At 39.7% G+C, this 21,483-nt stretch carries 16 protein-coding genes; 6 read left to right on the top strand and 10 right to left on the bottom strand.

Annotated features, from left to right (window positions below; all coding sequences use genetic code 11):
• Positions 1-10 precede the first annotated feature (10 nt).
• The 4 genes from AABJ44_RS10380 to AABJ44_RS10365 all read left to right on the top strand — a co-directional run bounded on the left by AABJ44_RS10380 (position 11) and on the right by AABJ44_RS10365 (position 5,915).
• Complete coding sequence (locus AABJ44_RS10380) at positions 11-1,246, top strand: flagellar motor switch protein FliG (protein WP_338368955.1); 1,236 nt, start codon at positions 11-13, stop codon at positions 1,244-1,246.
• A 13-nt stretch (positions 1,247-1,259) separates the two neighbouring features.
• The gene (locus AABJ44_RS10375; protein WP_338368954.1) at positions 1,260-4,310 is read left to right on the top strand and encodes an insulinase family protein; all 3,051 of its coding nucleotides are present in this window, start codon (positions 1,260-1,262) and stop codon (positions 4,308-4,310) included.
• Between the two features lie 42 nt (positions 4,311-4,352).
• Complete coding sequence (locus AABJ44_RS10370; RefSeq protein WP_074639848.1) at positions 4,353-4,571, top strand: hypothetical protein; 219 nt, start codon at positions 4,353-4,355, stop codon at positions 4,569-4,571.
• Between the two features lie 168 nt (positions 4,572-4,739).
• Positions 4,740-5,915, top strand: coding sequence for a hypothetical protein (locus AABJ44_RS10365; RefSeq protein WP_074639849.1), 1,176 nt, complete (start codon positions 4,740-4,742; stop codon positions 5,913-5,915).
• A 13-nt stretch (positions 5,916-5,928) separates the two neighbouring features.
• Here AABJ44_RS10365 and clpB read toward each other — a convergent pair whose 3' ends face one another.
• Positions 5,929-8,517 carry an ATP-dependent chaperone ClpB gene (gene clpB / locus AABJ44_RS10360; RefSeq protein WP_338368951.1) on the bottom strand — a complete coding sequence of 863 codons (2,589 nt, stop codon included), beginning with the start codon at positions 8,515-8,517 and terminating at the stop codon, positions 5,929-5,931.
• A gap of 69 nt (positions 8,518-8,586) precedes the next feature.
• Between clpB and AABJ44_RS10355 the strand changes: the two genes are divergently transcribed.
• Complete coding sequence (locus AABJ44_RS10355; protein WP_338368949.1) at positions 8,587-9,480, top strand: 23S rRNA (adenine(2030)-N(6))-methyltransferase RlmJ; 894 nt, start codon at positions 8,587-8,589, stop codon at positions 9,478-9,480.
• On the opposite strand, the gene AABJ44_RS10350 is transcribed toward AABJ44_RS10355, so the two are convergent.
• The 6 genes from AABJ44_RS10350 to AABJ44_RS10325 form a co-directional block, all read right to left on the bottom strand.
• Positions 9,440-9,982 carry a hypothetical protein gene (locus AABJ44_RS10350; protein ID WP_338368947.1) on the bottom strand — a complete coding sequence of 181 codons (543 nt, stop codon included), beginning with the start codon at positions 9,980-9,982 and terminating at the stop codon, positions 9,440-9,442. The two genes, AABJ44_RS10355 and AABJ44_RS10350, sit on opposite strands and share 41 nt — an antisense overlap.
• Positions 9,983-9,992: 10 nt before the next feature.
• Positions 9,993-10,391, bottom strand: a complete 399-nt coding sequence (locus AABJ44_RS10345) for a ParB N-terminal domain-containing protein (protein WP_338368946.1) — start codon at positions 10,389-10,391, stop codon at positions 9,993-9,995.
• A gap of 20 nt (positions 10,392-10,411) precedes the next feature.
• Positions 10,412-12,955 (bottom strand): penicillin-binding protein 1A, encoded by a 2,544-nt coding sequence (locus tag AABJ44_RS10340; protein WP_338368945.1) that lies wholly within the window; start codon positions 12,953-12,955, stop codon positions 10,412-10,414.
• Between the two features lie 658 nt (positions 12,956-13,613).
• Positions 13,614-14,609, bottom strand: a complete 996-nt coding sequence (locus AABJ44_RS10335) for a hypothetical protein (protein ID WP_338368944.1) — start codon at positions 14,607-14,609, stop codon at positions 13,614-13,616.
• Positions 14,606-15,622 (bottom strand): M23 family metallopeptidase, encoded by a 1,017-nt coding sequence (locus AABJ44_RS10330; RefSeq protein WP_338368942.1) that lies wholly within the window; start codon positions 15,620-15,622, stop codon positions 14,606-14,608. Before AABJ44_RS10330 ends, AABJ44_RS10335 begins: the two co-directional genes overlap by 4 nt.
• Before the next feature lies 1 nt (position 15,623).
• Positions 15,624-15,794 carry a DUF362 domain-containing protein gene (locus AABJ44_RS10325; protein WP_022931029.1) on the bottom strand — a complete coding sequence of 57 codons (171 nt, stop codon included), beginning with the start codon at positions 15,792-15,794 and terminating at the stop codon, positions 15,624-15,626.
• 121 nt (positions 15,795-15,915) lie between these two features.
• Between AABJ44_RS10325 and deoC the strand changes: the two genes are divergently transcribed.
• The gene (gene deoC / locus AABJ44_RS10320; RefSeq protein ID WP_074639858.1) at positions 15,916-16,653 is read left to right on the top strand and encodes a deoxyribose-phosphate aldolase; all 738 of its coding nucleotides are present in this window, start codon (positions 15,916-15,918) and stop codon (positions 16,651-16,653) included.
• A gap of 97 nt (positions 16,654-16,750) precedes the next feature.
• On the opposite strand, the gene AABJ44_RS10315 is transcribed toward deoC, so the two are convergent.
• From AABJ44_RS10315 to AABJ44_RS10305, 3 genes are read right to left on the bottom strand one after another with little or no spacing between them, the layout of a single operon-like run.
• Positions 16,751-17,710, bottom strand: a complete 960-nt coding sequence (locus tag AABJ44_RS10315) for an MBL fold metallo-hydrolase (protein ID WP_338368938.1) — start codon at positions 17,708-17,710, stop codon at positions 16,751-16,753.
• Positions 17,711-17,755: 45 nt separating this feature from the next.
• Positions 17,756-20,509 carry a transcription elongation factor GreA gene (gene greA, locus AABJ44_RS10310; RefSeq protein WP_074639860.1) on the bottom strand — a complete coding sequence of 918 codons (2,754 nt, stop codon included), beginning with the start codon at positions 20,507-20,509 and terminating at the stop codon, positions 17,756-17,758.
• 26 nt (positions 20,510-20,535) lie between these two features.
• A complete protein-coding gene (locus tag AABJ44_RS10305) occupies positions 20,536-21,468 on the bottom strand; it encodes a tetratricopeptide repeat protein (protein WP_074639861.1) in 933 nt (310 codons plus the stop codon).
• Positions 21,469-21,483: the final 15 nt, after the last annotated feature.

The raw sequence follows: 21,483 nt of genomic DNA, 5'->3' as shown, positions 1-21,483 counted from the left end.
TATTAACATTATGAATGTTAAGGATTTTCGTGCCAAAGCTTATACTAAAAATACTGAGGGAATTCCAGTTCCTGTTAATGAGACTCCCTCAGTACAAAAATCAGAAAACAATTTTCAGAAGACAGTTTTCACAAAAGATATAAAGGCAGAAGATCTTACACAAAAAAAGCAGTCTCCATCGCAGGCACTGGATAATACTGTTGATTATCTTAAAACCGGCGGCCTGTTAAAGGTTCCTGTTGAACAGACTCCAGACGGAAAAGATTCCGTTTACCGCCGGGTTGCAAAATTCCTTCTGCTCATTGGCGAAGATGAAGCTGCTAAAATTCTTCCACATCTTTCTGAATCTCAGATTGAAAAAATAATTCCTGAAATTGCCTCTATAAGAACAGTAAGCAAAGAAGAAGCTGCCGTTATTATGGAGGAATTTAACGGACTTCTTAATAAGGCCCGTGAAGAAGGCGGCGTAGAAACTGCCAGAGAAATGCTTGAAAAAGCATATGGAAAAAAGCGTGCAGACGAGCTGCTTAAAAAAGCTATGCCGCTCGAAGGTAAGGTTCCTTTTACCTATCTTAGAGATGCTGACAATGAACGTGTATATCTGCTTATAAAAGATGAAAATCCTGGTGTGCAGAGTATGGTTCTTTCTCATCTTAATCCGAAAAAAGCTGCAAAAATCATCAACCTTATGACTCCAGAAGAGAAGAAAGAAGTTGTTATGCGGCTTGCAAAAATGGAGCCTGTGAGCCCGGATGTTCTTCGCCGTGTAGATCAGGCTATGCACGAAAAATCTTTGAATCAGACTGTTGAAAAAGCAGAGAATATAGATGGACGTAACGCACTTGCACAGATTCTTAAAAAGATGGATGCAGGAGCTGAAAATGATATACTTACTTATCTTTCTGAAGATGATCCTGATTTAGGACAGGATTTACGAAGCCGTCTCTTTACAATGGATGATGTTGTAAAATCAGACGACCGCTTTGTTCAGGAAAAACTCCGTGAAATGACAGAAGTAGATATTGCTTATCTTATAGCTGCAAAACCGGATGATTTCCGTGAAAAAATCCTCAGCAATATTTCTGCAGGTCGTCGTGCCGAAGTTCGCGCACAGGAAGATATCTTAAAGCCTATGCGCCGAAGTGACTGTGAACGTATAACTTCGGAATTCTTCAGCAAACTGCGTCGTGCATTCGAAGAGGGACATCTTATCATAAAAGACAGGAACGATGACGTCTTCGTTTAATTGAGGTTTATACATGTTTAATTTTACTGACCCAGCCAATATTGGCAAAGCTTACAAGGACTTTGTACTGCTTGCTATTGATGAACTTCCTGATTACAAGGCCCGAGCTGTATATCTGCGCCATAAGATTACCGGTCTGGAAGTTTATCATATTATCAAAGACGATAAAGAAAATCTTTTTGCTTATGCATTCCGTACACTCGACAAAACTTCCCGTGGTGTTGCACATATTATGGAACACTCAGTTTTGTGCGGAAGTGAAAAATATCCTTTAAAAGAGCCATTTATTACACTTGCTTCGACAAGCCTTAATACTTTCTTGAATGCCCTTACATATCCGGATAAAACTGTTTATCCGGGAGCTTCAGTAGTACGCGCTGATTATTTTAATATGATGGACGTTTACGGTGATGCAGTATTCTTCCCAAAACTGGATCACGCAACCTTTATTCAGGAAGGGCATCGTGTAGAAATGGACGAAGAGGGAAAACTCAGCATTCAGGGCGTTGTTTATAATGAAATGAAGGGAAATTATTCTTCATTCCAGCCTATTGCTTTCAGTGATCTTATTTTTGCAATGTTCCCAAACAGTTATCCTGCATTTGATTCTGGTGGAGATCCGCTGCACATTCCTGAACTGACTTACCAGGAGTTTCTTGATTTTCATCAGAAGTTTTATAGTCCGGATAACTGTCTTTTATTTTTGTATGGTGATATTCCAACCTATCAGCAGCTGGATTTTATTGATGAACGTTTTATCGGCCGTCTCATAAAGAAATATGACTGCCGCGAGGGTGGGGCAATCTGCAATATTGATATTGATTCTAAAAAGCCTGTCATAAAGATGGATATAAAGAATCTTCAAACTTTGAATTTTCTGCAGGAATCATGCTCGCTAAAAACCTTAGCTCCAGAAACAGGCTCTACAGGAAGCTTTGTTTCTCTGAACTGGTATGCCGGTAAAGCTGATATTGAAAAACTTTTCCTATGTGAAGTGTTGTGTGGAAATGACAGTTCACCGCTTGCTCGCGCCTTAAAAGATTCAAAACTTGGTGATGATGTACAGTTTCAGAGTTTTGGTCAATTCCGTGAGGAGTTCTTCTGTGCAGGTCTCTGGGGCGTAAAAAAGGGAAATGAAGAAAAGGTCTTTAACCTTGTAGAAAAAACGCTAAACGAAATTTACGAGAATGGGGTTTCACAGGAAGATATCGATTCTGCTGTAATGGGTATTGATTTTACCTTGCGCGAAGTTAACAGATATTGGGGACCATTCTCTATTCAGCTTATGGAAAAAACTTTGAAGGGCTGGTGTAACGGAGATGTTTGTTCAAGACATCTCGCTCCAATTACATCTTTTGAAAGAGTTAAGGCTGAACTGCATAAGGACCCGGAATATACAAAAAAACTTATCAAAAAATACTTCTTAGATCCGTCTGTTAAGGTGCGTTTTGTTTCAGAGCCTTCAGAGAACTATTTTAAGGAACGTGAAGCAGCAGAAAAACTGCTCATTGAACGCCTTGAACAGAATCTTGATAAGGTTCAGCTTAAGAAAGATCTCGATGAATTGCATGCTTATCAGCAGCATATTGAGACTTCTGAAGAAACAGCCTGCATCCCAACAACAAAAATCTGCGAACTTGAGCGTTCAATAGATATCCCAGAAACAACACTGGAGTTTATTACTGGTGCAGATGATTCTGATATTCCTCTTTTTATCAGTCAGGAAGACACCAACGGTATTTTCTATGTTGATGTTTTATTTCCGTTTGACAGGCTGCCTGCAGAATATCTTCAGCATATACCTTTCTTTGCAGATGTACTTACTAATCTCGGTTGGAATGGAAAAGGCTGGGATAAGTGTACAGCTCAATCTTCCTGCGTAATGGGAGATATCTGGGGGCGTACGCTTTCCGGTTCAATACCTGATGCTCCAGATTGTATTGCAGAAGCTGATAAATACAGAGCTTATAATTTCTGTGGCCGAAACTGGGTTGGATTAATCTGTAAAGCTTTGACAGAACGTGCAGAAGAAGCCTTGGATATGCTTGCAGAAATAATCACAAAGATGGATTTTGATGATAAAAAACATCTTGAAACTTTGATGACAGAGCTTAAAGCTGAAAAGAAAAACAGCATTATTTCTAATGGCCGTGATTACACTCAAAAACGTGCCCGTGCCGGCTGGAATGAAAATCTGGCATTGAATGAAATTATGTGGGGTGTGAGTCAGCTTCATACAGTAGAAAGCTATAAAAAGCATGATGCTAAAAAAATGCTGAAAATGTTCAGTTATATGTATAAAGAATGCTTAAAAGCAGGTGGTATAATACATATTACTTCAGATAGTGATTCACTCAAAAAACTTAAACCTTTGCTTTCTGATTTTGCTAAAAAGGCACAGCTTACAAAACTGCTTCCAGGCCATCATTATACAATGGATGAGCTTTCTCCATATATTAGTGATTTTGAAGCTTGTAAGGATGATAAAATACAATTTCTGAATGTTCCGGGACAAACCGGCTATGCTTCGGCAATTATACCTTCATCAAGTTATCTAACAAAAGAAGCTTCTGCAGAAAATGTTTTTGCGGCATGGCTTTCAAATCATACACTTTGGGATAAAATCCGTACAACTGGTGGTGCATACGGTGCTTCCTGTTGGGTAGACAGTATTGAAAAGCAGGTTATCATGACAACGTATCGTGATCCAACCCCGGAAAAATCAATTGAAGTTTATCTTCAGTCTTTGAAAGAATTATGCAGTACACCAATTTCTAAGGAAGAAGTTGAAAAAACTATAGTATCTAATTACGGAAATGCTATAGTTCCTGCCAGTCCGAAGGATAGGGGAGCCAGAAGTTTTGAAGGTATGCTGTATGGTAATCCTCAGAGATTTAAACAGGTGCGTGTTGATAATCTTCTTGAAGTTACGGAAGAGGATGTAGAAAAGGCTTGCGACAGATTTTACGAATCAGCTCAAAAACAATGTTCAAAAGCTGTATTCAGTAATAATTCTGCTAAAACAAAAAATTCTGCTGGAAATAATATAAAAATTCCTTTATAATATTTTTAAAGCATTCCATAATATGGAAAGGAGATACAGGTTATGGATAAAAAGACAAAACAATGCGTCAAAATGCTTAGAGATTTGGTTTCGGATGTTCAGGGAGCTCCTTTTCCAGGTGGAGAACTTAAGAGTGAGCTTTATGAAATCTGGTATGAGCATGCGCAGCGTGCAGCCGTAGAGTGCTTTGAGTACTTGAACGACAATTTCCCAGAAGAACAGAAGGAACTTAATAAGTCCATCGATAAACTCTTTAAGTAGTTTTGGGAAAAATCATTCCTGATAGATAAAAGTATAATTATTTTATAGAAAAAAAGCTGTCGTTGATTCCTTTCTGGATTCAGACGGCTTTTTTTTGTTTTTCAATCAAGTTCTATCTATAAATGTCGACAATATAAGAGAATAGGTTTCTTATAAAGGTTTTTTAACATGAAGTCGAATACAAAACTTTCAAATGATTATAAATTCGGATTTACAGGCGCAAAGAAAAAGCTTGGACTTAATTTCTGGCGTTTTGTTTTTAATGCCGTTAATACTTCTACTGGGGCAGAACAGATGTTCTATATTGAGTTCGAAATGCTCAATCCCTGGAATTCAAGCGATGCTGTTCAGTTAGGTTTTAAGCCACGGGTAAGTATTTCTGCAGAAGATTTGCAATATGCACTTGCCGGTACTGATTCTGCAAAAGATCTTTCAACAGAAGCTATAGTTCAGCCTTCTTACTGTGCTGTAAGAGTCGGTGCTTTTGGCAAAGAAGGAAAGCAATTCTGTTCTTATTATCCGGTTAAACAAGTTCATTTCAGTAATAAACCTTTTGAAATCATTGTAGATAACAAATACTTCAACGAAAATAAAATCGGCGGTTTTATAAATGTTCCTCAGGAAGAGCATGCAGCCCATCCGGAACTATTGTGTGATTATGGCTATGCTAAATGGGATATCAATTATACAATTACCAAAGATTATACCAACGGTTATAAATCTGATTTAATAAGATGGTTTCCTTTTGGACTTCAGACAGTATATACCGGTTCAATTCATTTTGATGGTGATGAATATGCGATTGATCCAAAGCGATGTAATGGTTATTCGGAACGTTTCTGGGGCAAAGGAATACCAGAACCATTCTTCCATCTTTCTTCTGCAAATCTTACAAGTGTGATTTCTGGAAAAACTCTTTTTGAATCTTCATTTGCTGTAAAAGGTATTTTTGATGACCGTGTTTCATTTGTAGGAAAATTTGAAGATATTGATATTGAGCTTTGTGCTGATGGTTCTAAGCGTCAGTTCTCTGTTGTGTGGGATTGTACCCAGATGCCAGAGAATGATAATCCGGAAGAAAATCTGCTTCACTGGAGTGCAAGCCTGAACAGCAAGGAATGGGTTATTGATATTGATGTTTTCTGCAAAATCCGTGAATTAAATAACCGTACTATTGAGCTGCCTGAAGGACAGAGAAAAATTCTGAACGTTCTTGAAGGTGGTTCTGGTACAGGCGAAATAAAACTCTATAAGCATATTGGCAGCACCCTCGAACAGATCGAACACGCTACACTTCAGAAAGTGTTCTGCGAGTTCGGTCATATCGAAGATGGCGAGTTCTAAGTTCTGCGGTTATTTATCTGCTGAATATCAGCTTTCCATCATCCGACTTAATCTTAATCACATCTCCGTCCCGTACATTACCTGCAAGTAATTCTCGAGCCAGAGTATTTTCAACATAAGTCTGAATTGCTCTCTTAACCGGACGTGCGCCCATTGTCGGGTCGTAGCCTTTTTCGCACAGGAAGTCCATTGCACTCTGGTCAAAGTCCAAAGTAATTTTGCGGTCTGCAAGACGGCTCTGTACTCGTTCAAGCTGCAGCTTAATGATAGAGGCAATATGCTCTTTACCTAGCTGCTGGAACATTACGATTTCGTCAATACGGTTCAGGAACTCTGGACGGAAGGTCTGGCGCAAAAGAACGTTTATTTTGTCTTTAACGCTGTCGCCTGTTTCACCTTTTTCTGCAGCTTCGAGAATAAGGTCACTTCCAAGGTTGCTTGTCATGATGATAATCGTATTCTTAAAGTCTACGACACGGCCCTGTCCGTCTGTAAGACGGCCGTCATCGAGTACCTGCAGCAATACATTGAATACATCCGGGTGAGCCTTTTCAACTTCATCAAAAAGAATAACGCTGTATGGTCGGCGGCGAACGGCTTCTGTGAGCTGACCACCTTCATCGTAGCCAACGTATCCCGGAGGTGCTCCAATAAGACGTGTCACACTGAACTTTTCCATGTACTCAGACATATCAATTCGGGTGAGAGCCTTTTCATCGTTGAAAAGGAAGTCTGCAAGAGTTTTTGCAAGCTCAGTTTTGCCAACGCCTGTTGGTCCTATGAACATAAAACTTCCGAGCGGCTTGTTTGGATCATTGAGACCACTGCGGTTACGGCGGATTGCGTCACTTACAACATTAACAGCCTCATCCTGTCCGACAACTCTCTTGTGAAGTACATTTTCAAGTTCAAGATATTTCTGCTTTTCACCTGTCATCATTTTTGCAACAGGAATACCAGTCCAGGTAGAAACAACCTTTGCAATATCTTCTTCTGTTACAGACTGGCGGAGAAGCGAATCTCTGCCGCCTTCTGCGCGTTCCTTTTCTGCAGCTAGGGCTGCATCGAGGTCCTTCTGAAGGGCAGGAATTGTGCTGTATTTAAGCTCGGCAGCCTTTTCAAGATTTCCTTCGCGGGTAAACTTTTCTTCTTCAAAGCGCGCCTGTTCAAGCTGTTCTTTTATCTTACGTGACTTATCAATATTTTCCTTTTCATTCTGCCACTGAAGCTTCATTGCATCGCGGCGTCCTGTAATTTCCGAAAGTTCTTTTTCAAGCTTTGAAAGTCTTTCCTTACTTGCAGCATCATCTTCCTTACTCAATGACTGCTTTTCAATCTGCAGCTGAAGCATTTTTCGTTCAACCTGATCGAGTTCTGTAGGCTGGCTTTCAATTTCCATCTTAAGACGGCTTGCTGCTTCATCAACAAGATCAATTGCCTTATCCGGCATAAAGCGGGATGTGATATATCTGTTAGAAAGGGTAGCTGCCGCAACAAGAGCTTCATCCTCAATACGAACTCCGTGATGGATTTCGTATTTCTCGCGAAGACCTCGGAGGATTGCAATTGTGTCTTCTACACTAGGCTCTGCACAGTATACCTGCTGGAAACGGCGCTCAAGGGCAGCGTCTTTTTCTATATACTTGCGGTATTCGTCGAGGGTAGTAGCGCCAATGGCACGAAGTTCACCTCGGGCGAGGGCCGGCTTAAGAAGATTGCTGGCATCCATGCTTCCTTCTGTTGCCCCTGCTCCAACGAGGGTGTGAAGTTCATCAATAAAGAGTATAATCTGTCCTTCGCTCTTTGTTACTTCTGTTATAAGCGCTTTAAGACGCTCTTCAAACTCACCGCGGAACTTAGCACCGGCTACAAGCGCACCAAGATCGAGGGCGAGAAGTCGTTTATTTTTAAGACTTTCCGGAACATCGCCGCTAGCAATACGACGCGCAAGACCTTCTACAATGGCTGTCTTACCAACACCCGGCTCACCGATAATTACCGGATTATTCTTTGTACGGCGGCAGAGTACCTGCATAACACGGCGAATTTCTTCATCACGGCCGATTACAGGATCAATCTTGTCCTGACGGGCTGCGGCTGTAAGGTCGCGGCAGTATTTTTCAAGGCTGCGTGTTTTAGCTTCCGGATCATTACTGTCTACAGTCTGGTTTCCACGTACAGATTTAAGTGCTTCAAAAACAGAATTGTGATTTATTCCGGAACGGCGGAGAAGATCTCCTGTACGGTCATCAGCTTCTGTCATGGCAAGCAGAATATGCTCTGTAGAAAGATACTGGTCGTGAAGGGCAGTCATCTCATTTTCAGCTTTTGCAAGTACTTTCTGCATTGAACCTGACAAATAAACCTGAGCGGCTCCAGACACTTTTGGATTTGAAGAAACAAGTTCCTTAACTTTTTTGATGAGTTCTATTGAAGGAACTCCGACTCGTTCTACAACAGGCGCAATGAGCCCGTCCTGCTGTTCAAGCAGAGCCTGCAGAACATGTTCGGTTCCTATTTCTGAGTTATCGTTTTTGTTGGCAATTGAAGAAGCCTCCTGTAAGGCTTCCTGTGTTTTGATTGTAAAATTTTCGTAATTCATAATCATCACCTTCTTTTATAAAATAATAATGAAAGTGACTAAAGGCAAGTTTTATGTTATTATTCATCCATGCTTTCATATCAGCACATTTTTCATGCAGGAAACCATGCAGACCTTTTGAAACATACGGTTTTAATTCAGGTTATAAAATCTCTAAATAAAAAAGAAAAGCCTTATACATTTTTTGATACTCATAGCGGTAGCGGACTTTATGATCTTACCGATAGCCGCAGCCTGAAAACTGGAGAGGCGGAGAAGGGGATTTCTGTTTTTTCTAAAACTGATGGTGATGTTCCTTCTGCTTTTGCTGATTATCTTTCTTTTGTAAAGTCATATCTTTCTGATTCGCGTTATCCGGGGTCGCCGGAAATTGAACGGCGATTTATGAGAAGTCAGGATGTTCTTATTCTTTCGGAGCTTCATCCACAGGAAATTGAAAATCTTCGTGAAAATATGAAAAGACTGTGCGAGGGAGTCCCAGCTGTTCAGGTGCATAACAGAAGCGGCTGGGAGATACTGAAAGCACTGACACCACCACAGACTAAGCGCGGAGCTGTCCTTATTGACCCGAGTTATGAAGAAATCTCAGACTACGAGAATGCTGCAGATACAATTTGTGCAGTTCATAAAAAATGGACTAACGGTATTATTATGCTGTGGTATCCGCTGCTTGCCCATCGCGAGGGCGAGATTGAAGCTATGCTTGACAGAATTACCGAAGGTGCGCGGGCTATAAATCAGAATATTGAAATCTGCGATTTGAGACTAGAGGTTTTTGATAAGTCAGAACATAAGGAAGTGTCTCTTGAAGAATTCCGTGCTGAAAACGGAAAAAATCCACCACGGCTTTATGGCAGCGGAATGCTTGTTTTGAATTCTCCATGGAAACTAGAAGAAGAGATTCAATCAGTAATTGGATATATTAAAAATGAAATCGGATTCCAGCGTCAAACGGAAGGCTGAGAATAAAAACTCCCTTAGAATCTGAATCACTCAGATTTTTTGCATAGCCGGGAACTACATTCTGCTGAATATAAAGTTCCATAAAATTATCCCAGAAAAGCCAGTTCATTCCGGCAAAGAATCTTGCACCTGCTGTTATTCCCCAGTTTTTGAAATCTGTGGTAAGGAAACTTGCTTCTGCACCAAAGCCTGAATAAAAGTTCCAGGTATTTTTAAGCTGAAGATCTATAGCATAATAATCTGCAAACCCATAAAATCCGTATGCAAAATCAGAATCTTCTTTTCCTGCTTCCAGACCAAAACCTGTTGCAACAGGAATACGGTTTAGTCTTATAGTGCCCGTAATACGTCCTGTAAAGTTTTCAAGTTTTGTGCCTTCTTCATTTATCAAAAGACCTGGATTTCCGCTTATCTGAACACCGGAAGCTGTAGCAAAAATTTTTGCATGGAAAACGATTATTAGGAAAACAATTAAAAAGAGTGATTTTTTTGAGTTCTGCATTTTAGTGTCTTTATTTTTTCTGGAAATAGTCTGCAATTTTCTGGAACAGATGTTTGAAGAAAAGATAAATCTTATAGAATATATTAGGATTTCGTAATCTCTGAAGTCTCTTATAGCCTTCCAGCAATTCAGCATCTGTAAATTCTTTTCGCTGATTATTTTCTTCAATCTCCATTTCAAGCTGATCTACTTCTGTGAGATTGTCGATTATATTTGCATTGATGCTTGTCCATCCGAGCTGGATAGCAGATTGAAGACGTCGTTCGCCCGCAATCAGTTCATAACGGCTGTTGAGGGTAATCGGATTCATAAGTCCGTAGATTCTCATACTGTCTTTCAGGTCTTCAAGATTTCCTAAATCTTTGCGAACCCTTTTTTTTATTTTGATGTCCTTAATCTGTACCAGCATTGTCTTCTCCGATAATTAGTCTAATCCATAAGATAGTTATAGTCAAATTTAGATGCAGAGTTTGAAGTATCCATTTCAGCTTCGTTCTCATCATCGTCATATGTATAATCTGAAGTAAGCGGTGCATTCAAATCAAAGGTAAGCGGAGAAGTATCAAAGTCAAAGCTCATACGCTGACCAGATTTATACATTTCTTTTTCAAGACGAATAATTGAAAGAACTGAATTAGAAGTACTTGAATGAATAGGGCAGATTTCAGTAGGCTGAGTTCCTGCAAGATACCACTGTGTTGTTGAATGCTCACAGGATTCTGTAAGAATCATACCGCTGTCTGCACATACAGTACATTCGATAACTCCTTCCAGGGGTTTAATCCAGTCTTTATAAGGAAGATCTGCATGTACTTTATCAAAATATTCACCCCAGGCAAAACCGGCAAGAGTTGCACCCGTAATGTTCAAACCAAGAGACTGACCCGGTCTGTCAAAACCAAACCAGAATGCAGCTGCATAATAAGGAGTAATACCACAAGTCCATGCATCAGCCCAGTTCTGGGTTGTACCAGTTTTACCACCGGCTGGCATTGTGTAGCGTCTTCCGTTAGCATCCTTGTAATCAAAATGCCATTTCTGTGCGCCAAGGGTACCACCGTTATTTACAGTCTGTTCAAGGAGTTTAATCATAACAAACGAAGTTTGAGGTGAAATTACCTGAATCTTATCACCCTTTGCAGCCTGAGCCTTTCTTATGTCGAGTTCAGGATTTAATATTACATTTCCATTCTTGTCTTCAACAGTTCTGATTGCCATTGGTGTAATATCTTTACCACCATTAGCAAAGATTGCGTAAGCTCGTGCCATTTCAACAGGACGAACAGAACAAACACCAAGACCAAGAGGATATACAGGATCGAAACTTCTGCTTTCAAGTTCATTCTGAGGAATACCAAGAAGTTTTGATGCTCTGTCAATTGCTGCTTCAAATCCGATTCCATCAAGAATCTTAAGAGATGGAACGTTCATAGAACGGGTAAGTGCATACCAGAGAGAAACGTTACCTTCCCATTCACCACGGAAGTTTAATGGAATATATGGTTTTCCATCAGCGGTGTGGAATACAACCATACTGTCTGAAATCTGAGTTGTCGGTGTAAATTTACGTGAGTCAATTGCTGCAGAGTAGTAAAGCGGCTTAAAGGTAGAACCCGGCTGAACAAGTCCCTGAGTTGCACGAATAAGCTGATTGTCAGAATCGAATTTACTTCCACCAACAAGAGCATCTATGTAGCCGTTAGAATGATCAAGGGCAATCATAGTTCCTTCAATTGTGGTCTTTTCTTCATTCTGCTTAGCGATTGCTGTAGCACGGTTTACGATATTAACCTTGAGCTTTTCAGAACCTGTCATAAGAGAGATTGCATCAAGCACAGGGTTAATTTTATTTACATAAGTATTATTAGCAACGATTTCTGTACGCTGCTCACTAACCTTAAGTTCAGGGATATCAAAAAGAAGGGCAAGCATTTCTGTCATTGGAACATAAACATTTGTTGCAACACCTGTCTTTGAAGAATGCTCTTTCTTATAGCGGCGGTTAGCATCGGCAATATATTTTTCCATTACAGATTGCGCAATCTGCTGATGTGCAAGATTAAGAGTTGTATTAACTGTAAATCCTGAAGTGTAAATATCATCAGAACCGTAAATCATACCGGAAAGCTCACGGCGAACATATTCAGAGAACCATGGCGCTTTATCATCACGCATCATATAGGCTGAAGTAGAAGTTCTTGTGTAGTCAAAGTTAGCCCAGTAATTTTCAAAAGATTCATCTGCTTCTTCCTTAGAAAGGAATCCTGCATCAACCATAGATGACAGAACATATTTCTGACGATCCATTGCACGGTTAGGATGATCAAAAGGATTATAGAAGGCAGGGTTTGAAAGCTGAATTACAAGGATAGCAGCTTCTGCCGGTGTGATTTCTGTTGCTCCGTGTCCAAAGTAATATTTTGAAGCTGCGTTTACACCGTAGGTACCGCCACCAAAGTAAATTTTATTAAGATAGAGTTCAAGGATTTCGTTTTTAGAATAGCGACGTTCCATCTGGATAGCCCACCAGAGTTCCTTAAGCTTACGGATTACAGATTTATCAGAACGGTCACAGTAAAGGGTTCCTGCAATCTGCTGGGTGAGGGTAGAACCACCACCAAGAGAACGGCCGGTAAGTATACCGGAAACACCACGCAAAATTGCTTTAAGATTAAAGCCGGCGTGAGAGAAAAATACGTTATCCTCACGAGTAATAAGTGCATCAATCATCTGCTGAGGAAGATTGTTGTAGGCGATGATTTCACGCTTTTCATCTGAAGCGAACTCGGTGATTACTTCACCATTTATATCAAGCAGCTTTGTAGGAAGAGCGGTATCAAAATCGGTTATATATTCAGAATTAATTATATTGCGGGTTTCAGAAACTGACCATCCAAGAAAAAGTCCCATGACAATAGAACCAAGAAAAAACAACGAGATGATCACAATTCCAGATTTCTTAATTTTCATCATATTTTACCTATTATAGTAGAAAATCTCAAAATAGTGAATAGTTACAACTTATAGGCTCATATCTTAAAAATACCAGATGTGCGGGTCCCAGCGACGGCAAAACCGAAAAAGTAATCCCCCAGGGTGCCCCAGACTCCTCGTTTTTGCTTCGCAAAAACTTGTCGTATCCCTGGGACCCCCTTTTTCGTTTTGCCTGCGTCCCACACATCTGGTATTTTTAAGAAATAATCCGAAATCTCATAAATAACTATTTCGAGATTTTCACTTTTTACCAAGAGAGAGATCGAGACTTTTTTCTAAACGGAAATTGCCTTGAAAACATAAAAAAAGTGGGACGCAGGCAAGAAACGATAAGGGGGAACCATCAGCGCAGGAGCGAGCGAAGCGTATGCTCCAAGCGAATGATGGGGGATACCTTACTTTTTTTTCCGTCGCTGGGACCCGCTTTTTCCAATGTTTTCAAGGATAGATGTCTGAATTTAAAATAAAAAAGGCTCGGAATAGATCCGAGCCATGCCCATCAGGCAATCGGGAACATGGGTGGGAGGGGAAAATGTTCCCGATATATTTATTATCGACCTCACCCCTCAAAATCTTTAATCGAAATATAAAAAAATATGAAAGAAAATAATAAAAAGATGTTGATTAAGAAATAACTCTAGTCTTCAGTTATCTGTAAATCTAAAGCGAAATTTGCAGTATAAGTTTTGCCCTTTATGGCATTTATTGAACGGAGAATCTCATAGTCTCCGATTCTGACCTTGAGTCTATGTTCCCCCTCTGTAATTACAAATTCTTTACCGAAAGTTGTACATTTTACATCATCAAGCAGAACGTCGGTTCCTTCTGGCGCAGTGATGAGAAGGGTAGGCTCAAGACTCTTCATTTCAACAGTAAGCTCTGTAGTTTTTGCACGGTCAATGCGAACTGTTCGAACTTCGTTTCTGTAAGCTTCTGAAATAATCGAAATATCATGAACACCAGTGTCCAGAAGAACCTTAGAGTGTTCATTGAGTAAAGTCATCTTATCATCAATAAAAAAAGTACAAGGAGCAAGCTGTTTTTCAGATGAAACAAGCTTAAAAGACAACTGGCCCTTATTCATAAGAATAGGTTTTACTGTAATAGGCACAATTGCATTAAGAGTTTCTTCTGGAACACCTTTCATTACCGGCTGAAGTCTTACAAAAATCATGTTTTTGGAAGGCGTAATGACAGTATCTGCCTTTGTAGTATAATTATTTGATTTTATGGAATTTTCGCTTTTAAGCGGAATCTGTAGTACCCATGAAAGCTTGCCGGGAAGCGTTCTTACATAAGCCCTTGTTCCGCTATAGTCAATTTGAGAAGCTTTTGGTGTAGGAGTGATATTTGAATATACCGAACAGGCTACAGAATCTGTCCACGATGCAACTGTTTCTGGAATCTCAAATTTCAATTCCAGTCCTTCAAGGAAGGTCTGGTCTGCAGGAAGTGTAATGGCAAGAGCTTCGTTGATACCAAGTTTTGCTGTTCCTTCTGATTCTGCAGTCTGTACAACTGTAAGCTCATGTACCTTGCTTACACGGAAACTTTCCGCATTTAATGCGGTAATTCCCGAAATCAGGAAGAGAGAAAACAGAGCTTTTTTTGCACAGAATATTCTATTCATCATTCTTTAATATTCAGTTTATTTCGCGGGTCTTCTGCCTTTCCACCCTGTCTTATTTCAAAGTGCAGGTGAGGGCCGGTTGCTTTTCCCGTTTGTCCTACAAGTGCTATTACATCACCTTTTTTTACATACTGATATCTGTCTACAAATATCTTTGAAAGATGTGCATAAACACTTGTCATTTTTCCCTGATCATGGCTCAGAATTAAATAATTTCCGAATTCAGAATCGTTTTCGATAACTGCATAAACAGCACCGTCTTTTATGGCATAAACAGGAGTGCCTTCAGAAGCTGCAAGATCAATACCATTATGATTCTTCATTTCACCGGAGAATGGATTTTTTCGTTTACCGAATTCTGAAGAAACCCAGAATGAATCATTATCCAGCGGAAGTCTCAGGGCTGAGTCGAGAAAATAAGCTCTTTCTGTGGGGGTGAATCGCTTGCTGCGTAAGAACAGATAATCTCTTCCATTTATTGTATAATATATGTTGCTTTTTGTTAAGGTTTGAGTGCTGTAATTTTCCTGTAAAAGTACTTCAATTGAATTAATTCCGCGTTCAATCGGAATAAAAATGCCGTCTACAACTGGTAAAATAAGTGTTTTTCCTTTTATATCGTCCTGTGCGTTTTCAATCTGATTTAAAGTAGCAAGTGTGTCATAAATAATGCATGATCTGCTTGAAAGACCTAAAACATCAAAGTTTTCTGTATTTGTATATTGAAAGAACATGATTTCAGGTTCACGGCCGGCTCTTTCTGCCTTTTTATTTGATTCAATGATTTTGTCGTATTGCTTCTGAATTACATTAGCACGTGAAGGTAAAAAACTCTCTATAACCGGCAGTTGTTCTTTATCAATTATAATTCTGATTTTGCCGTCATCATTGGATGCACTTTCGTTTTGAGTCTGTGCAGAAACGGCAAAAGTAAAAATGAGGAAAAATACAAAAAAGTTAAAAAAACGGGGCAGTCTTTTAAAAGATAGCCCCGTTTCGTAGTTTATAGAAATCAATCTATTCTTCTACAATTGCTTCTGCTGGACATGAAGCTGCACATGATCCGCAGCTGATGCACTTTTCAGCATCGATAGCGCGAGCGCCGTCTTTTTCAGCAATTGCTCCTACCGGGCAGTCCGGTTCACAAGCTCCGCAGTTTACACACTGGTCGGTAATCTTAAATGCCATATTTGCTCCTATAAATCACCGCATAAGCGGTTATAAATAAATATAGTAAAATAATACAACAATAGGTGAAAATTCGCAACTGATATTTGAATAAATCTCTGTTGTAAAGTATAATGCAGCTATGACTAAAGAAGAACTCGCAAAATATATCGATCATACACTTCTCGCTCCTCAGGCAGGAATCAGAGAAATAGTACTTTTGTGCCAGGAAGCAAAACGTTATGGATTTGCTTCTGTTTGTGTTAATCCAGTTTATGTATCTGCAGCTAAAGATGAACTTAAAGATTCTGGTGTTAAAATCTGTACAGTAGTTGGTTTTCCACTTGGTGCAACAACTACTAAAGCTAAAATCAGTGAATCAGTTGATGCTATTGAAAATGGTGCTGATGAAATTGATATGGTAATCAATATTGGTGCCGCTAAGGATTGTCGTTTTTCTGAAGTTGGAACTGATATTATGGGTGTTGTTGATGCCTGTAGAGAAGCCGGTAAAAAGCTTGGAAAGACTATTGTTGTAAAAACAATTCTCGAAACATGTCTTCTTGATGATAATGCAATTGTAAACTGCTGTCTCTGTGCTAAAAAGGCTGGTGCAGATTTCGTTAAGACTTCTACTGGTTTTGCAAATCCAAAAGGAATAGACGGAATGCCTCTTCCAAATGGTGCAAGTGAATCTCATGTTAAGCTTATGAGAGAAACTGTTGGTGATGATATGGGTGTAAAGGCTTCTGGAGGAATCAGAAGTGCAAGAACTCTCATTACAATGCTCGAAGCAGGAGCAAGCAGAATCGGAACATCAAGCGGTGCAAAGATTCTCGAGAACTGGGATGAAACTGTTCCGGTTGAAAATAAGTATTAGCCTGAAATCGAAAATCCGTTAAAAATTGGGGTGTGACAGCGGGCCAATTTAGGATTCTCGAAAGAATGGCTCAGAGGCAAGCTGTGCTTGCCGACTGTCACGGTAAGTAGAAATACAACTTGTTGTTATCTACTTCCATTCTGATTTCACGTGCGTCGTGCATAACTGCAATATATGATTTTATTGTAGAATGCACGAGCATATACTGACTCAGCGAAAGCTGCATATCATTTTTATCTGCAACATATTTTACAATCTCTTCCACCGTAAGTCGTTTTTTAGATTTTAAAGAATCAAGAATACAGGTTCGTGTAGAAATAATTGCAATTTTATTAAGCTCTGCAGCTTCATTTATATTGCGTTTTAAGAAATCTCCATGACTTGGAATGCACCATTCAACATTTTCAAGTGCACAAAGCTGGTCCAGAGAATCCATATATTCAACAGGATTCATAATAAGAGGAATCCAGTGATTCATTATTTCATTTCGAGGGAAAATATTATCACCTGGGAAAATTATCTTGTGACCATTTTTTGTTGTTATGATGGCTCCTAAAGCTTCGTAGCTGTGGCCTTTTAATTCAATGAACGAAAGTTTACGGCCACCTGATAATTCAATAACATCATCTTTTGAAATAAAATGTTCTACTTCAGTAGAAGAGGGCATAAAGAACAGAGTCCTCAATTCATGAGGAGGAAAGCCGCCCCAGAGAACAGAACTTTGAATAATTGGAGTTTCCATTGCTCCCTGTTCATGCTTTGCAGCCCAAACCTGACAGCCTGTCTGTTCACGTAAAAAAATATGGGCACCGCAGTGATCAGCGTGCCCATGTGTGGTGATAATTGCTTTTAAAGTAAAAGTCTGTCCGAGCTGTTCAAAAAATGCCTTGAGTACATCAAAGACGTATTCTCCGTCAATTTCTGTACAGCCGGAATCTACAAGATAAACTTCAATACCAGAGTTGCCTTCATTTGTGATTACACCTACATTTGTTGTCGCTGGAATTACATAAACACCTGACGATAATTCAATAATTCTTGCAGTAAGGTTATCCAATTGAAAACACCTCTTTAAAAAAGCCCGCTGTATGCGGGCGTTATATTAGAAATTCTTTGCCTTGTTGATTGCTTTAATTGTGAAGTCATAGTTATGTTCGTTGATTACGAACTTAGCTGTGTCTCCAACCTTCTTGTCGAGAATAGCATTTCCAAATGGTGACATGTAAGAAATGATGTTGTTCTCTGGATCTGATTCCCATGGTCCAAGAATTGTATAAACTTCATCTTTGTTTTCGATGTTGTTATGCAATGTAACTTCTGTAGCGAAAGAAACGATTGCTGTTGTGCTTGTTGTAGGGTCAAAGATAACGGCGCGGTTAAGTTCTTCCTGAAGCTTAGAAAGTCTGAGTTCAAGCTGGTGTTTTGTTTCCTTAGCAGCCTGATATTCAGCATTTTCTTTAAGGTCTCCCTTAGCCTTAGCATCTGCAAGTTCAACCTTGTTCTTTTCAAGCTGAACATTCTTGATGTCGTCGATTTCTGCTTTCTTTTCTGCAAGCTTCTTAGAAGTTACAATCATGCCCTTAGGCTGTGTAAGTTTTTCTTCAGATACACGGAACTTGAAGTCTGGGTATTTCTCAAGAATCTTATTGCGTGCTGTTGATTTGTAAGAAGGATCCATATCAGCAATATCATCAATGAGAGTGTACATCTTCTTAACAGTGTCTTCGTCCTTAGAGAACATGTATTCAAAGATTGTATCGCTTTCAAAGAGAAGCTCAGTTGCTTTCTTGTTAATCTTCTTGTTTTCTGTTGTATTAACGTGGTTATTGATTTCGCGGAATGTAAGCTCAATAATGTTGATGAGTGTAATGAGCTGTTTTTCGTAAGAAATATCAGCAAGTCTGAACCAGTCATAACCCTGACACTTTTCGAAGAAGAAGAGTACTGTTTCGCGGTAATCTTTGTATGCTTCGAAGCTTGTCTTAGCAAGTTTCTGAACATCTGCTGTGAATCCTGCATTGATAAGCTCGTTGATAAGCTTCATATCGAGAACTGTAGGGAAGAGGCGGATGTACTGTACGTTCCAGTCTGGAAGCATCTTGATGCATTCAAGGAAATCTGCCTTAAGGTGAGTATTCTTAGAATCTTTGAGTTCTTTGAAAAGCTCACGTGGATCTTCGATGTGGTTATAGATTTCTGCAAATGTTTCTCTAACAGGGTAGAGGAAGCGTGAATCCTGTGTGCTTACCTGGCGAACGATAAGATATGAAGCAATTACCTGCTCTGTAATCTTTGAAATATTCTTAAGGAAACTTGTGAAGTAAGCATACATTTCTGCAAAGTTATCGTTTGTGCGGTCCATTTCTTCATCATTGAAGAACTTCATGAAGATATCTGCACGAGCGAAGAACTGCTTCTGAGCCTTGAACTCGTTGGCAAGCTTTTCAACAGGAGTAATATTTCCTTCACGTACTGTGTACATGTTGATGTCGTTAGGATTTACACCAAATACAGGGTTAGTTTCAAGAATCTTCTTTGCTGCTGCATTCCATGATGTCCATTCGCCGGAAGTAAGAATTCCGTATTCTTTCTTTGTTTTTCCGTCTTTTTCTGTAACTGTGCGAACAAGTTCGTTTTTGATTGTCTTAAGGTCACAGTTGTTGTCGTAGCTCTTAATGATAGTCTTAAGAGTCCATTCCTTATCTTTCTTGATTTTGTCAGCGAGTGGAACTTTCTTGTCGCCTTCTTTTACATAATTGAGGGCTTTGAGTACCCAGATATGATCTTTTGCAAGTGGTTTAAGGGCAGTTACAGCCATAGAAAGCTTAATTTCGTGGATACCAGCTGCCTTACCGAAGTTGATTGTAAGGGTATCGTTATCAAGGCTCTTGATGATACCTACGCCCCAGTTTCTGTGGAATACGAATCCGCCCTTATCAAAAGCGATGTGTTTTTCAAAGTCGCTGATTGCTTCAAATACGTTTCTGTAGCTTGCAGAAAGGTTTGAAGAACGGATGTAGTCTTCGAGGTGGCTGTGTGCAGCATATTTACCGCGGAAACAGTCTGTGATTTCCTTTCTTGCCCATGTATCTTTTGGATCTATTTCGAGATTCTGCTTAAGAATGATGATTGCAGTATCCCATTTCTTATTGTCTTTATAGTAGTTGTAAAGTTCCTGCATAAGAGCTGGAGTTTTAAGTTCGCCAATCTGCTTAGAAATCTTTCTTCTGAGATTCTGGAAGAAGTCGAACTCTTCAGGCATAAGCTGTACGAGCTTTGACCATACTTCTTTACAAGCATTGTAGTTATTTGCATTGATGTAGCGGAGAATAGCTTTCTTGTAGTAGCTGATTGCATTGTCTTCTGCACCAGAAGCTTCGTAGTGCTCAGCGAGCTTCTTGGCAATATCAGCTTCTTCAAAGTCTATGCGTACGATTTTTTCGTAAAGGTCCCAAACCTTGCTGTCATTTTCAGTTTCGTAACTTTCTGCAAGAGTTCTGAGGGCAAATTTATTGTTTTCATCATCAGCAAGAATGCTTTCACAAAGGTAATTTACAATGTTTTCCTTGTGGTTCTTCTGGAAAATATCAACAAGTGTTACAAGTGCTGAGTTATCAAGTGAACCATTCTGTAAATCAAGGATTCCGCAGATATAGAGAGCTATGATACTGTCCTTAGAGTGAGAAAGGTGCTCCTGACATACTTCATGAACCTCTTTGATAATTCCTTCGCTCTTAGCCTTTTCTACGAGGTCTGCGAGTTCCTTGAGGTTATTCTGTGTGTAGTTACTGATTGTTGCACGAGTCCAAGTCTCTTCCTTGAGCATGTCCTGAATTGACTGCATTAAATCTGCCATTGTAATCTCCTTGTCTGGTCGCTGTGTTATTTTATGTACATTTCGTACACAGCAGAATCCAGAAGTTTAATTCTTAGTAACACTTCATTAATCTTGGCCTGAGTTTCATTTGCCAAATCATAATGATCCATAAGCCAGAAATAACAGTTGAGCATACGCGGTACAAGAATCTCGCTGTTGCACGATGGATCCTTGATTTCATTTTCCATTGCGTAAATGTCTTTTTTAAGTCTGGCAACTTCCTGGGAAGTCAGCTCTCTCTTTATGTTGAACACTCCGCCGAGAACTCCGTAAACCGGAATCCAGTATTGAAGTGCTTTGCCTGAATAGCCTTTGCTCTTTGTCTTTTCAATAAGGCATTTTATGAGCTCTGAATCAAGAAAATCCAGGTCGATGCTGTCCGGATCTGCAAAAAAAGCTTCTCTGTACAACACCTTTCCAACTCTGTCTTCGCCGCAAAGTGAGAAACAGTCTGCAAGCTCTGCAAGCACCGAAGAAAGATTCGGATATATATTGTTTGCTTCTGTAAGAAAAGCCCGTGCATTTTCGAAATCTCCAAGCTTCTTGTAACAGATGCCTGTTTTTTTATAGATTTCTGCTTTCTGGAGCGGGTCTTTTTCCTCCAGCATCTTTTTGTATTCTTCCAATGCGTTCTTAAAGAACCCCTGCTGAACTGCAAACAGGGCAGGTTCATAAGGAGTGCTTTCGCGTGAAATGTAATCCTGAAAGTTTTTCCATTCCAGAAGTATGTTTTCGCTGCGTTCAAAAGAATCTTCAAGACTTCTAAGACGCTTAATGGAATCAATCCAGAAGACGCAGCACTTGTTCGTATATACAAGCTCAGTGCTTTCAAGATCATGCTCGAAGAGAGAACTTATGATTTTCTGTGCCTCTAAAGGATTTCCCTGCTGCAGAAAGCCCAGGGCAACCTTAAGTTCAGCTTCTGTCTGAAAGTCCATAGTGTCTATTTTTAA

It is taken from the genome of Treponema bryantii (assembly GCF_036492245.1).
Lineage (GTDB): Bacteria > Spirochaetota > Spirochaetia > Treponematales > Treponemataceae > Treponema_D > Treponema_D bryantii_C.
The sequence above is the reverse complement of the archived record's forward strand: the minus strand, read 5'-3'. Positions and strand labels throughout refer to the sequence as shown.